Consider the following 14357-nt stretch of genomic DNA (forward strand, 5'->3'; position numbering starts at 1 on the left):
GCCTTCCGCTTGGCTCTTGCCTTGCGCCCGACGACAGTTATTAATATTAGCAACTCTTTTTTACTTTTGCAAGTCTTTTTTACGAAAAAAAGAATGTTAGTGCTAACATTCTTCTCTTACGCCCTAATCTTTAGAGTCTGTTTCCGTTCGATCAATATTTTTTAAAAGCAAGTTAATGCACTGGTACACATCCCTGATATCGTATTTACATCTATGTAAAATCCAATTATAAATAATTGCGTATATCCCGCTAGCTACCAAATTAACTTGTCTTACGGAAAATGCTCCTCGTGGACGCATATAATTTTCGATTGCAGTCGCCATTTCCTTTTGTAAAATTTCAAAGTAGGTACCTGAATCTTTTGAAATAAGGATAATGTTTAAGAAAAAATACTTATCATTTTTTATTTTTTCTAACATACGGAAAAAGATACTGTTTAATTTTTCATTTTTCTCTCCACGTAATTCTCGTCTGAGTTGCAAGGCCATAACTGAAGCAAACAGATCACAAATATTCTCATACCGTGTATAAAAATAGCTTCGCTCAATCTTTGACTCCTTGCAAAATTCAACTACGGTATATTTCTTAACAATGTGACCTGAAAGTTTAGCTAATAAAACTTCTTCAAATTTATTTCTTATCATTTCTGTCCTTCCTTTTTCTTATAATATGATAAATAATATAGCAATAAAAACGCTATCATACAATACATTTCATTAAAAAATTATTGTAAAATTGTTTTTTACTAATAATTTTTCGACAAAAAGCTTTCTCTGTCCGCTATTAGCAATAGCAAAAAATACAATTTTACATAATAAAAAGCACAATCATCAAAAGATGATTGTGCTTTTTTATTTTATGAGCGATCTTCACGTCGCTTCTTCCGTTGCTGTTTTGCTTTCCGAATTTTATGACGCTGTTCAATTTTATTTTTTTGCGCCTTATCTTGTTGAATAACTCGTTTAATCTTCTTTTTATAACCAGGTTTACGTTTCTTTTTTGCCTTTTTAACGTAGCCGTTTACCCGATTATCAATTGCGTACGAGGAATTATTTCGCTCATTACGACTGTGATAATGCTTACGAGGAACCAACTCTCCGTTTTTTATTTCAACAAAATCAAAGTGAATCCCCATTTTTTCTAGACTAGCAATGCGATTCATTTCTTCTGCTTTAATCAAAGTAACGGCATGTCCAGCTAACCCATTCCGGCCAGTTCGTCCGATACGGTGAATGACAAACTCTAAATCACGGGGAATTTCATAATTAACGACTAAGCTAACTCCAGCTATATCTAAACCACGTGCTGCCAAATCAGTTGCGACCACGTACTGATACTGACCTGCTTCAACCTCTCGCAATGTCCGTTTTCTTTCCCGTTCAGTGATTCCACCATGAATTTTCGCCACTTTTAGTCCCTGATCCTGCAAGTAGCGGGTTAAATCATCAACTGTTTGCTTTGTATTAGCAAAAATAACAGCCAAATAGGGCTGACCCAAAGTTAACAATTGATGCAGGACTGCTTTTCTATTTTTGGAGCCAATATCAAGTAAATCATTTTTAATGGTTGGCGAAATTACTGCTGGGTTGTCAATTACAATTTGCTCCGGCTTAGACATATATTTGCGCAAAAAGTTTGCTAGTTTTACCGGAATCGTTGCTGAAAAGGCAGCCAAAGTGGTGTCTTTTGGCAATCTTTGCGCAATAAAATCAATATCGGCTAAAAAGCCCATATCTAAGGTCATATCTGCTTCATCAATGACAAAGTCTTTAACATAATCTAAAAGTAAGATTTTCTTTTCAACAAAATCATGTAAACGTCCAGGAGTCGCAATAACTACTTGCGGTTTATGATTGTCAATTTTTTTAAGCTGCCGCTCACGATCACTGCCGCCGGCAAAATGAGCAATTGAAATATTTAGCCCAGCAGCATCACGTAACTCACGGGCAACTTGGTAAAGCTGCTCTGACAGTTCACGACTTGGTGCAGTCAAAATAGCCTGAGGATACTCAAGCTTTTCGTCAATCTCATTTAGAACCGGAATTAAAAAGGAATGGGTCTTACCTGAACCGGTTACCGCCTGCACAACGGCATTTTTGTGTGCTAATAAAACAGGAATTACCTTTTCCTGCACCTTCGTTGGCTCAGTGAAATGTATCTTGGCTAATCCCTGCCTAATCGCTAGCTTAATGTTTTCATTAGTAAAAATATTATTCATTTTTTTCTTGATATTCCTTAGTTACCTGAACTAATTCTGCAAAGATTTGCTTAACTTCGTCCATGTCTTTAGCATTTGCCCCACTGGCTAAAGCATGACCACCACCGTCATGCTTTGCAGCTAATTCATTAATAATTGGACCCTTAGAACGGTAATGTACTCTAAAAGTGCCATCAGGCTTTTCAACAAATACGTTCCAAGCAATAATGTCTTTAATTCTTCCTGGGGTAGATACCGTACAGGACGCCTGGTCGGAATCCACGCCTAATTTATGCAATGCATCCCGTGACAATATTGCATATGCTGCCCCACTCGGATCAACTTTCATGTATTCAAGTACTTCAGCCTGCAGTTTTGCCTGCGCAAAGGTTACATCGCTAATATTGCGGGCAATTTCATTAATATTAATCCCAGTCGCTGTCAGTTTGGCAACAACGTTAAAAGTATGCACCGAAGTTTCAGGATACATGAAGCGGCCAGTATCGCCGACAATACCAGCATATAGCGGATATGCAACCTCCGCAGTCAGCGGCAGATTTTCTTCAAGAATAAAATCGGCCACGATTTGGGAAGCTGCTGGAGCCTCATCATCAACAAAGCTTAGATCAGCATATGGTTCAACATCGGGGTGATGATCAATTTTAATTAAAAAATCACCCTTGCTGTACATTTTATTAGCAATTCGAGCCGTATTACCAGTATCAGTAGTAATGACTAAAGCCCCCTGATAATCTTCTTCAGTCACCTTATCCATGGTGTTAATCCAAGTTAGATCCCCCTCATCATTTTCACCTGCACATAAGATCTTCTTGTCTGGAAATTTAAGTCTTAAAGAACGTGCAAGCCCGGCTTGTGATCCCAACGCATCGGGATCTGGACTAGTATGACGGTGCAGAATAATAGTCGGATACTGCTCAATTTTTTCATATATTTTTGGGAAAGTGTTCATTTTGTCTCCTTCACAATTTTCAAAGTACTCAATTAGTTTAACAGATATTTTTCGTTAATTTGAAAATAAATCCAGAGCAATATTTTCAAATTCAGCCTCGGTAAAATCGGTAGCGGTAACACCTAAAAGTCTTATTCCATCATTTAAAAATGACTCAGAAAGCGGATTGAATAAGTCTCTGGCAGATTCATAAATATCCAATGGATTATTAGTTGCATGCTCTAATTTCTGCCTCTTTGTAACAGTTTCAAAATCGTTATTACGAATTTTTAAAACAACTGTACTAGCAAACAGATTAAGCTCCTGCAATTTCTTAGCTACTTCATTAACATAATTTCTGATATTGGTCAAAGCTGTCTGCTCATTATATACACATGGCTCATATGTTCGCTCGACCCCAATTGATTTTCGATTACGCTCATCATCGGGCACAACAGGTGACAAATCAATCCCATTAGCATGCTCTGCCATCTGATAACCCATTCTGTTAAAATGCTTGATTAATTCACGCACGTGCATTTGCTGCAAGCCTTGGCCAGTGTACACGCCCAGCTCAGCCAGTCTCTGTTCTGTTTTTGGTCCAATGCCATGAAAACGGCTAATTTTTTGCCGAGCCAAAAAGCCACGTGACTCACTAGGCAAAATAACTGTCCGTCCAAATGGCTTAGAATATTCCGAACCCATCTTAGCTAGAAATTTATTATAAGTTGCCCCGAATGAGCAATTTAGGCCAACTTCTTTTCTGATTCTATTTTGTAAATCAATAGCGATTTGAAGGGTGGAATCTTGCCCCATTTTATTCTCAGTCACATCAAGATATGCTTCGTCCAGAGCAATTGATTCAACTACGTCCGTAACTTCATGCATCATTTCATGGATTTCTGCCGAAACACGGCGATATTTGGCAAAATCTGGTTTCATAAATACTAGTTTGCTTTTCGGTACTAATCTAAAGGCCTTAATTGATGGCATTGCAGAATGAACGCCATATTTACGGGCAACATAATTGGCCGTAGCTACTACCCCATGACCATGATTTTGCCGCGGATCTTGTCCGATTACGAGCGCCTTATTCCTTAAATTAGGATGATCACGCGTTTCAACTGAGGCATAAAAAGCATCCATATCAATGTGAATGATTTTTCGATGTAAATCATTTTCCGGCAACAAGCCGTCGCTATAATTATTCATAAATCCAACGTTCAGTTGGCGATTCAAAAATCTCATTTGCGGCCTTTGGCCCCATCCGATACGGCAAATACTGGTTTATCTGCTTACCTTCTTCATTTTCTTTTTGCCATGCCTCTTCCACAACATCAATAAATTTCCAGTAATTTTTCAATTCACTCCAGTGCGTAAAGTTGGTGGAATCGTTGACAAAAACGTCGTGAAGAAGACGTTCATAGCCATCAGGTACCTTTTCTTGTTCTTGCTTTGAAAATAAGTAATCTAGGTTTTCACGTCGAATGCCTGGCTCCGTAATTTTTTTGCCATTAATCGTTATAAAAATTTGCATATCGGGATCAATAATAATCGAAATGTTGTTGGAGTGCGCTTGTCCGTATGGTGTACAGATGTGTTTGAGCACAATATCAATTCGGTTAGTTTTTTCGCGCAATTCTTTTCCAGTTCTAAAATAAATTGGCATGTTGGCAACTGGACCCTTTTTAAATTTCACTTCGCCAGCGACAAAAGTTTCGGTATTCGAGTCTTCGGCTACATTAGGTTCTTGCCGGTAACCAAAAGTCATATCGCTACCTAAATATTGTCCCCGGACGAAATGCTGCGCAATCTCTTGTTCATCTGGCACAATCATACTATCAAGCAATTCCTGCTTAGCCTCATGGATACTTTTAGAAGTTAAATCCTTTGGTTCAGGCATCGCTAGTAAAGTAATGATTTGAAAAATATGGTTTTGGACCATATCACGCAAAGCACCAGAGGTTTCGTAATAGCCACCACGGGCCTCAACTCCCAAATGCTCTGCCAAAGTCACTTGAATATTCTTAATTGTGGCACTATTCCAAATGTTTTTTATCAACGGATTGGTAAAACGAAGCGGCAAAATATTTTGAACCATTTCCTTACCAAGATAATGATCAATTCGGAAGATATCATTTTCATCAAATGAAGCAGTTATCTGCTTATTCAATTCTTCTGCAGAGGCTAAATCACGACCAAATGGCTTTTCTACTACTATTCGGTTAAAACCAGTGCTAGTCAAATTCTGATCGTTGATATGCTGCGCAATTGTACCAAAAAAGCGGGGAGCCATTGCCATGTAGAAAATGCGGTTTCCCTGAGCACTATAACGGTTATCAAGATCGCCAGCTAAATTTTTCAGCGTTTCATAGTGTTCAACATTGGTAACATCATGGGACTGGTAATAAAAATGACTAGTAAAAGCAGCTAGATCATTTTCATTAACCTCATCGTGTGTCTCATGAACGGCATCGCTGACCTGCTGCCGAAGATAATCATGTGACCAAGGGCGCCTAGCCGTACCAATAACAGCAAAGTTATCGTGAATTAAACCTTGCTCATACAAATTAAACAGCGCAGGGTAAAGTTTACGGTGGGCCAAATCGCCACTTCCACCGAAGATAATCATAATAACAGGTATATTTTTCATGAGAAAATCCTTTCCAAAATCAGGTATGTTAACTCTATTTTATAATATTTTCCAGTCAAACTTTAGTTTTAAACAACCTTTATTAGAAAAATAAGTGGAACTTAAGTCAAAAAACGACTGCAATAAAAAAGATGCCTTTTTATAGACATCTTGTTAGTTATTATTCTTCAGATGAGTGATCATCCTTGTTTTCACTGCTTGGCGTATCAGCAGGCTCTTTTTGAGCGGGCTTATCGGCAGGTGCAGCAGATTTTTCTTCTGCCGCAGTTTCTTTAGCTGGTGTAGCTTCTTCAGCTTCTGGCGCAGCAGGTATTATCTGTTGAACTGCCATCCGGCTAAATGTTAGGTAAATTCCATCTGCATCCAAAACAATTGTTTTGTCCTTAGAATTAACGGAATCAACTTTACCATGGAGACCATCAATCATGATGACATTGTCGCCTTTTTTAAGCTCATTCATCATTTCCATTTTCTTTTGTTGTTGCTTTTTCTGCGGCTTAATCATTGTGAAGTACATTAGGGCAATTAACACAACAAAAATAATAATTGTCCACATGTTACCCATGCCATTACCATTATTGGCCGCTAAAAATAAAGTATTCAAATTTACACCTCATTGTCTTAAAAATATCAATTACTTAATTATACAAAAACTAGCACAGAATTGCACTACTGCCCGGGAATTGGTAAGCCTAATTGCACATAAGCTTTCTCAGTGACCATTCGTCCACGTGGCGTCATTAATAAAAAGCCATGTTGCAGTAAATAAGGTTCATATAGCGATTCGACCGTTTCAACATCTTCACCCGCATTGGCAGCTATCGTGCGCACGCCAACTGGGCCACCATGATAATTTTCAATAATTACCCGTAAAATTTTACGATCTGTCTGATCTAATCCTTCATCATCAACTTGCAACTGCTTTAAGGAATCTCTTGTTGTCTCGTAAGAAATCACGTCTTCACCTTTGACCTGTGCAAAATCACGCACGCGCCGTAATAAGCGGTTAGCTACCCGTGGCGTTCCCCGTGACCTTCTTGCCAGTTCATGTGCAGCTTGTGAAGCAATCTCAATATTAAAAACACTACTGGAGCGCTGAATAATTTTTTCAAGTTCCGTCACATTATAATATTGTAAGTGCTCGACAATCCCAAAACGATCTCTTAATGGTGCTGATAATTGGCCGGCTAATGTAGTTGCACCAACTAATGTGAATGGCGGTAGCGGAACATGAACCGCATGGGTTGTTTGTCCCTCACCAATCACGATATCGACGTAAAAGTCTTCCATCGCTGAATACAAAACTTCTTCTATTGGTTTAGGTAAGCGGTGGATTTCGTCAATAAATAAAATGTCGCCCGGATCAAGGTCGGTTAAAAGCGCCACTAAATCGCCAGCTTTTTCGATTGCTGGTCCACTGGTACTTTTTAACTTTACGCCCAATTCATTCGCAATCACAAAAGCCAGAGTCGTCTTTCCCAATCCCGGTGGGCCATAAAGTAAAACGTGGTCGAGGGCTTCATCACGCTTTTTGGCAGCTTTAATATAAACTGCCATTTCTTTTTTAACCCGCTCTTGACCCAAGTACTCTTGTAGATTCTGCGGGCGTAATGAAAATTCTGTCTGTTCTTCTTTTGGTCCCTGAATTTGGCCAGAAACAATTGAATTATCTTCGTCCACTATCTGTTTCACTTCCTTTAAGTAAACACTAAGTCCATTATAACAAGAATTACTTCTTTAAGAGAAGAGCCAAACCCTTTTTAATATATTGATCAGCCGTTGTCGCTTGTTCTTTAGCCAAAAGCGGCGTAATGCGATCGACTTCTTTTTTAGTATAGCCTAGAGCCAGAAGGGCCAATAAGGCATCATTTAACTCTGGTGAGACTTCTTGATCAGGAAGTTGGTCAACGCGCTGAACATAATCGCCCAGTTTTCCTTTTAAATCTAGCACAATCTGCGAGGCCGTCTTTTTCCCAACACCAGGAAAGCGGGTCAGGTACTTAACCTCTCCTTGTTCAATTGCTTCGGCTAGCGAATTGCTATTTTCGGCAGCCATAATTGCCAACGCCGATTTAGGTCCAATCCCGCTAACACTCAGTAATTTTAAAAATAAACCTTTATCTTCTTCGGTCTGAAAACCAAATAAGGTGATGCCAGTATCCCGCACAATTTGCTCAATGTAAACACGGGCCTTCTGCTTTTCCTGATATGCAAAAGGTGTCGGACTATACACTTTATAGCCCACACCATTAACGTCAATAACAATGTAGTCAGGTTTAATCTCCGTTATTATTCCTGCCAAATATTCGTACATGCTTTATTCATCCTTTTTAAACATTTTGCGTAAGTTATTTTCGCGTAACCGGACAATAACCACATTTCCTTTAGCATCATGATATGGGTCATTGACCTGACGCAGATTGGTCAGTAGATCGCCACACTCAGCACTTGATAGTTTCTTTTTACCCGGAACAATCCTCTGTGCCTGCTCACTGGCAATTCGTTTAATCAAGTTGGCCGAATCAGTTTGGTCAACGTTGAGGTAACTGTCCAAAATTGCCCTGACAGAATGCTCAATATCGCCTTCAAGCCAAGTAGGATATGAACGTAGAATAAAGGTATCTTGGCCAAATTCCTCAAGAAACAGCCCAATTTGCTTGATTTCTTCTAATTGATCTTTGATCTGAATAAAATCTAGACTGCCAAATTCCAGAATCATTGGCGTTAGCAGACCTTGTTGGTTAATTTTTTGTCCTGCAATTTCACGGCTTATTTTTTTAAAAGCAAGCAATCTTCGCGCTGCAACCTGATCGATTAAGTAAAGGTCTTCCCCACTGACAGCAATCAAATAAGTATTAGTTTGACCTACTAAACTTAGCTCGGGTAAGCTGCTAGCAAGTAATTCATCCCCGGTAGAAATTACATCCTCGTGTAAATCTGAATGTGAAAAAGGCGTAAGTTGTACTTGCTGGTTCACATTTTCTGGCCACGTTTTCGTAACTAAATAACGATCATCTTCTCGGGGAATATTTAAGTCGACATACTTTGATGGTGCAACTGACTCAATCGCAGCTGGTTCAGTTTCATGAACTTCATCGCGAGTATTTTCAGCCTGGTCAGGTCTCTTAGTTTCAACCACATTTTTATTGAGGTTGAATTTCAACTGATCCATTCGCGTTTCTTCTTTGGTGTTAGTCAAATTGCCAATGGCATCGGCTTGAACATCCCTGGCTAAAAGAGCGCTACTAATTGCATTAGTGATTAACCGACTGAGTTCGGTTTCCTTAGATAAGCGCACCTCTTTCTTTGTGGGATGAACGTTTACATCAACTAATAAGGGGTCAACTTTAATCTTGATCACAGCGATTGGATAATGCTTTGCCGCTAAGTTAGTACCATAACCATCCATTACCGCGGTAGCTAGCTGAAAATTATTGATATAGCGACCGTTAAGCAAAATTGAGATAAAATTGCGTGTCGATCTCGTTAAACCCGGCTTGGAAATTAATCCGGTTACTTCAAAATCATTGTCGCTACTCTTAAATGGCAGCATTTTTTCAGCAATTGAACGCCCATAGACACTTGAAACAGTTTGTTGCAGATTGCCATTACCCGCTGTTCGCAGCAATACACGACCTTCATTCATTAGCGTTAGCGCGATATCAGGGTAACCCAAAGCTATGCGGTTGACGATATCAACAATTTTCATAATTTCGGTTCTGGGGCTACGCAGGTATTTAAGCCTAGCGGGCGTATTGTAAAATAAATCTTTAACTGTGATTTGTGTGCCCTTGGTAGCTGCCGCTTCTTCTTGTGCTTTTTTAACGCCAGCCGCAAATTCGGCCCGCGTGCCACTAGCTCCACCGGAATTAGTTAAGATCTCAACATGACTTACGGCTGCGATTGATGCTAGGGCTTCGCCCCGAAAGCCAAGTGTACCAACATTAAACAAATCATGCTCGTTACTTATTTTACTTGTAGCATGCCGGGTAAAAGCAAGATCAATCTGATCACTTGGTATCCCCGTTCCGTTATCCTGAACAATAATTTGTTTTAAACCGGCATCAATAAAATCAATCCGAATTCGCGTACTTTTGGCATCAATTGCATTTTCCAGCAATTCCTTAACTACACTGGCTGGACGTTCAATTACTTCTCCAGCCGCGATTTGATTAGACAGATTAACCGATAATTCGTGAATTTGGGCCATGATTATTTCTCATCCTTTAAATCATCCTGCCAGTTTTCCACCAGTTGCATAACTTGAAGTGGCGTTTGATCAGCTAAATACAGATTAGATATTTCATCCAAAACATCTTTTTCCTTGTCTGACAGTTCAGTTTCAGTACTTGGTGCCAGCTCCTGATCTGTCACAGTTTCTGGCTCCTCATTGCTACTAAATAAATCAAGCTGTGCCGAGGTCGGTCCTAAATTGCTGCCTTGGGCTTCTAGACGGTTTAATAATTTTGTCGCTTTGCGTAAAACCTTGCGGGGTAAGCCAGCAAGTTGAGCAACATGAATACCGTAACTTTGGTCAGCTGGGCCTGGCAAAATTTTATGGAGAAAAATTAGTTTGCCGTTTTCTTCAGTTGCACCAACATGAATGTTCTTTAGCCTTGGCAATGTTTGCTCAAGATCAGTCAGTTCATGGAAGTGCGTTGCAAATAACACTTTTGCCCCTACTTCATCATGCAAATACTGCACGATTGCGCCAGCTAAAGCCATTCCATCATAGGTAGCTGTCCCACGACCAATTTCATCGAATAAGACCAGACTTCTCTTAGTGGCATTTTGTAAGGCTTCATTTGCCTCAGTCATTTCAACCATAAAAGTACTTTGACCAGAAATTAAGTCATCAGCAGCACCAATTCTGGTAAAAATCTGATCAAAAATTGGCAGCTCAGCACTATCGGCCGGAACAAAAGAGCCTACTTGGGCCATCACTGCAATTAAAGCCATTTGCCGCATGTATGTACTTTTACCGGACATATTAGGACCAGTAATTAAGTAAATATCCGTATCTTGGTCAAGTCTGACATCATTGGGGATGTACGAACCAGCCTTCATTACCTTTTCAACAACTGGGTGCCTGCCTAAAACAACTTTAACATTCTGATTAGATGTGTGAAATTTTGGTCGGCAATAATTATTTTCTTCAGCTACTTGGGCAAAGGAACAAAAAACATCTAAAGCAGCAATTTGACCAGCTAGTTTTTGCAGAGCAGAAATATATTTCTTTACTTCCTCACGCAATTTAACAAATAACTCGTATTCCAGATCAGTTGACTTAGTTTGGGCTTCTAAAATTAAGTTTTCGTGTTCCTTTAGTTCGGGTGTAATGTAACGCTCAGCGTTTGTCAAAGTTTGCTTTCTGGTATAGCGATCAAGTGGTACCTTATTTTTATTCGAATTTGTTACCTGGATATAGTAGCCAAAAACCTTGTTGTAACCGACTTTAAGGTTATCAATTCCCGTTTTTTGTCGTTCGGTTTGCTCCATCTCAGTTAGCCACTTTTTACCATTATTCATGGCATCCCGGTAACGATCTAGTTGTTGGTCAACATTATTGCGAATAAGTCCCCCTTCAGTTGTTAAAACTGGTGGCTGATCCACAATTGTAGAACTGATCAAATCGGCAATTCCACTTAAAGGGTCAATCTCTGACGCAAATTTTTGCAAAATAGCACTATCAGACTCTTTTAACGAACTTAAAATAGACGGTACGGCTTGAAGTGAATGAGCAAGCTGTAATAATTCCCTGGCATTGACATTACCAAAGGCAATCCGACCAGTTAAACGCTCTAGATCATAAACACCCTTTAGCGCGTCATTCACATTTTCACGGGTAAAGTAGCCATCAAGCAAGGCCTGAACCATTTCTTGCCGCTTAGTTAATTCCTCTACAGATAATAATGGTCGAGCAAGCCACTGCTTTAATAGCCGCCCACCCATTGCAGTATGCGTTTTATCGAGCACCCAAAATAACGAGCCCATCTTCTTACCAGTCTTAGCTGAAGCAGTCAGTTCCAAATTATCGCGTACAGTATGCGACATCTGTAAATATTGGCTTACTTCATAGCTTTTAGCAATTTGCAAGTGCGCTAAGCTACGTCTTTGAGTCTGGAGTAAATAGCCTACAAGCTGCTTAACAGCATCTTTTTCAGCCTGATTAGTCAAATTTTGCTGGGCATAAGATATTTCCGCATGTTTACCGGTCAACTCTGCTGGCTCTGAAACAGTAATATTAGCTTTATGTAAAAAATCGCTGTCAGATGCATTAAGATGACCATTATAGACAACTTCTCGCGTCCTCAACGACAACAATTCATTAGAAACTGCTGCAAAAGTTTTTAAGTGGGTAGCAAAGATTTCACCGGTTGATAAGTCGCTGTATGCTAAACCAAAGCAGTTCTTGGTGGTTACTACAGAAGTTAAGTAATTAGATTCCTTGGCCTCACTTGGCTTATCGTTCATTAAAGTTCCAGGGGTTACTAGCTGAATAATTCCCCGCTTAACCATTCCCTTAGCCTCTTTGGGATCCTCTAATTGTTCACAAAGTGCAACTTTATAGCCCTTTTCAACTAAGGTGTCAACATAAGAATCAACCGCAACGTGAGGGACTCCAGCCATTGGGATTGGATTCTCAGTTTTGTTAGACCGGTGAGTTAAAGTCAGCTCAAGAATCTGGGCACCCTTAACTGCATCATCCTCAAATAATTCGTAAAAATCACCGACGCGATAAAAAAGAAAAGCATCGGGATATTGCTTTTTAATTTCATGATATTGCTCCATCATTGGAGTTAAGTTTGCTTTCGCCATTTATTCCTCTTCTTTTCTACTTTACTTTTATCATTATACGCTAAACACCGATTCAAAAGAAAAAAGACCGCAATTAAACGATCTTATTTTTTCTATTAATTAAAAATGCAAAATTGCTATCTTCTAGCTTTCACAAAGTAAGGTTAAAACTAAGCAATATGACCTTCAACACTTTGCAAATCAGGCTTGCCGTCCATTTCAACGATTGCAGTAATTGCGGCCGTAATTCCCTTAACATCATCTGCCAAACTAAGACTTGGTGTTTCAGGACGAGCAACGACTTGCTCTGGTAAAAACGGAATGTGCATGAAACCTGCTTTTAAGTCATGGAATTCTTTGTCAATCATATATTGAACTTGATACATAATATGGTTGCAAACGAATGTCCCAGCCGTTGTTGAAACAAGTGCTGGCAAGCCTGCTTCACGAATAGCCTTAACCATTGCTTTAACTGGCAATTGTGTAAAGTAAGCATTCTGTCCGTCTTCATGAATTGGCGTAGCAATGGGCTGATAACCCTTATTGTCAGCAATTCGACCATCATCAAAATTGATGGCTACCCGTTCAGGAGTTAAGGCAAACCGACCGCCAGCTTGGCCAATATTTAAAACATAATCTGGCTTTTCCCGCGCAATGGCATCATGAACAACAGTTGCACAATCACCAAACACTGTTGGAATTTCTACTTTAACGATTTCGGCTCCAGCAATCTGATCGGGTAAGCCTTTAACAGCCTCAATAGCTGGATTAATCTTATCATCACCAAAAGGATCAAAACCTGTTACTAAAATTTTCATTGTTTTCTCTTTTCTAAAAACTAAAAAGCTAAGAAATACATCAAAACGATGTGTACGATTAACATACAAAGTGCGATTGGGTATTGTTGCTTAATCACTCCCAACGGATCTTTCATCTCCATTAATGCTACTGGCAAAGTGTTAAAATTAGCAGCCATTGGCGTCATTAGCGTGCCACAATAACCGGCCGTCATTCCTAAAGCAGCAACAACCACCGGCGAACCACCTTGGGCAACAACAAATGGAATACCAATACCAGCAGTAATAACGGCAAAAGCAGCAAATGCGTTACCCATAATTGCAGTAAACACCGCCATTGCAACACAGTAAAGAATTACACCAAGTAGGCGATTTCCAACTGGGAAAAGGCCTGAGATAGCTTTAGCAGTTACCTGGCCCACACCAGAAGCAGTAAAGACAACACCAAGTGTGGCAAGTAATTGCGGTAAGATACCAGCTGAACCAACAGAACGAACCATCCGCTGAGTATCCTCATAAGCAACCTTAACATTCGATTTGGTCAGAATCATTGCAACAATTAATGATACTACTGCAGCAATTCCAATACCAATTTGACCACCTAATTTAGTAAACTGACCAATTAGAAGAGCTAAAACTGCCAGCAAAATACTTGGAAGAAAAATCCAATTACCAATTCGCTTAACAGTCTTGTCTGCAACCTCTTCCGGTAATTCCTTAATATGACCTACACGAACTTGCTTGAATAGTGATAATAAGGCAATGATTAATAAGAATGCCCCATTAATTTCGTTTGGTAGCCACTGCCCAACACAAAATAAAAGTGCAAACAAAAACCAGAACAAGCCTGTTCCTAGACGAGTCGAATTACTTCGATCACGCCAAGATTCATTTGCGGCAGCCAAAAAGAAAAGACCAATAATAATGAAGAAGGCCAATAATAGATTGTTCATTAAAGTAGG

At 39.6% G+C, this 14357-nt stretch carries 12 protein-coding genes; all 12 read right to left on the reverse strand.

The window, feature by feature from the left end; translation table 11 throughout:
- Nucleotides 1-123: 123 nt before the first annotated feature.
- The gene (locus J3U54_RS00005) at nt 124-645 is read right to left on the reverse strand and encodes a hypothetical protein (protein ID WP_103752492.1); all 522 of its coding nucleotides are present in this window, start codon (nt 643-645) and stop codon (nt 124-126) included.
- Between the two features lie 212 nt (nt 646-857).
- Nucleotides 858-2219 (reverse strand): DEAD/DEAH box helicase, encoded by a 1362-nt coding sequence (locus J3U54_RS00010; RefSeq protein ID WP_267384173.1) that lies wholly within the window; start codon nt 2217-2219, stop codon nt 858-860.
- Nucleotides 2212-3168: a DHH family phosphoesterase gene (locus tag J3U54_RS00015; protein ID WP_103752490.1), complete on the reverse strand. Its 957-nt coding sequence runs from the start codon at nt 3166-3168 to the stop codon at nt 2212-2214. The genes J3U54_RS00010 and J3U54_RS00015 overlap by 8 nt, the downstream gene beginning before the upstream one ends.
- A gap of 54 nt (nt 3169-3222) precedes the next feature.
- Nucleotides 3223-4359 (reverse strand): DNA polymerase IV, encoded by a 1137-nt coding sequence (dinB, locus tag J3U54_RS00020; protein ID WP_267384176.1) that lies wholly within the window; start codon nt 4357-4359, stop codon nt 3223-3225.
- Entirely contained in the window at nt 4352-5800 is a 1449-nt protein-coding gene (gene zwf, locus J3U54_RS00025) for a glucose-6-phosphate dehydrogenase (protein WP_267384178.1), read from the reverse strand. Before zwf ends, dinB begins: the two co-directional genes overlap by 8 nt.
- Nucleotides 5801-5960: 160 nt before the next feature.
- Nucleotides 5961-6404, reverse strand: coding sequence for a preprotein translocase subunit YajC (yajC, locus tag J3U54_RS00030; RefSeq protein WP_228706338.1), 444 nt, complete (start codon nt 6402-6404; stop codon nt 5961-5963).
- Between the two features lie 65 nt (nt 6405-6469).
- Nucleotides 6470-7483, reverse strand: a complete 1014-nt coding sequence (gene ruvB / locus J3U54_RS00035; protein ID WP_103752502.1) for a Holliday junction branch migration DNA helicase RuvB — start codon at nt 7481-7483, stop codon at nt 6470-6472.
- A 46-nt stretch (nt 7484-7529) separates the two neighbouring features.
- Nucleotides 7530-8114 carry a Holliday junction branch migration protein RuvA gene (gene ruvA / locus J3U54_RS00040; protein ID WP_103752487.1) on the reverse strand — a complete coding sequence of 195 codons (585 nt, stop codon included), beginning with the start codon at nt 8112-8114 and terminating at the stop codon, nt 7530-7532.
- A gap of 3 nt (nt 8115-8117) precedes the next feature.
- Nucleotides 8118-10010, reverse strand: a complete 1893-nt coding sequence (gene mutL / locus J3U54_RS00045; protein ID WP_267384187.1) for a DNA mismatch repair endonuclease MutL — start codon at nt 10008-10010, stop codon at nt 8118-8120.
- A gap of 2 nt (nt 10011-10012) precedes the next feature.
- Nucleotides 10013-12595, reverse strand: a complete 2583-nt coding sequence (gene mutS / locus J3U54_RS00050) for a DNA mismatch repair protein MutS (protein ID WP_103752501.1) — start codon at nt 12593-12595, stop codon at nt 10013-10015.
- A 173-nt stretch (nt 12596-12768) separates the two neighbouring features.
- Nucleotides 12769-13416, reverse strand: a complete 648-nt coding sequence (gene pcp, locus J3U54_RS00055) for a pyroglutamyl-peptidase I (protein ID WP_103752485.1) — start codon at nt 13414-13416, stop codon at nt 12769-12771.
- Nucleotides 13417-13436: 20 nt separating this feature from the next.
- A complete protein-coding gene (locus tag J3U54_RS00060) occupies nt 13437-14348 on the reverse strand; it encodes a DUF979 domain-containing protein (RefSeq protein ID WP_103752500.1) in 912 nt (303 codons plus the stop codon).
- Nucleotides 14349-14357 lie beyond the last annotated feature (9 nt).

Origin of the sequence: Lactobacillus sp. B4007 (genome assembly GCF_026535895.1) — a bacterium.
GTDB classification, from domain to species: Bacteria; Bacillota; Bacilli; order Lactobacillales; family Lactobacillaceae; genus Lactobacillus; species Lactobacillus panisapium.

What these genes read in the sequence shown, in the direction of transcription:
- pcp (WP_103752485.1), bottom strand. Translation starts at nt 13,416, where the DNA reads ATGAAAATTTTAGTAACAGGTTTTGATCCTTTTGGTGATGATAAGATT.
- mutL (WP_267384187.1), bottom strand. Translation starts at nt 10,010, where the DNA reads ATGGCCCAAATTCACGAATTATCGGTTAATCTGTCTAATCAAATCGCG.
- J3U54_RS00005 (WP_103752492.1), bottom strand. Translation starts at nt 645, where the DNA reads ATGATAAGAAATAAATTTGAAGAAGTTTTATTAGCTAAACTTTCAGGT.
- ruvA (WP_103752487.1), bottom strand. Translation starts at nt 8,114, where the DNA reads ATGTACGAATATTTGGCAGGAATAATAACGGAGATTAAACCTGACTAC.
- J3U54_RS00015 (WP_103752490.1), bottom strand. Translation starts at nt 3,168, where the DNA reads ATGAACACTTTCCCAAAAATATATGAAAAAATTGAGCAGTATCCGACT.
- J3U54_RS00010 (WP_267384173.1), bottom strand. Translation starts at nt 2,219, where the DNA reads ATGAATAATATTTTTACTAATGAAAACATTAAGCTAGCGATTAGGCAG.
- mutS (WP_103752501.1), bottom strand. Translation starts at nt 12,595, where the DNA reads ATGATGGAGCAATATCATGAAATTAAAAAGCAATATCCCGATGCTTTT.
- zwf (WP_267384178.1), bottom strand. Translation starts at nt 5,800, where the DNA reads ATGAAAAATATACCTGTTATTATGATTATCTTCGGTGGAAGTGGCGAT.
- dinB (WP_267384176.1), bottom strand. Translation starts at nt 4,359, where the DNA reads ATGAATAATTATAGCGACGGCTTGTTGCCGGAAAATGATTTACATCGA.
- J3U54_RS00060 (WP_103752500.1), bottom strand. Translation starts at nt 14,348, where the DNA reads ATGAACAATCTATTATTGGCCTTCTTCATTATTATTGGTCTTTTCTTT.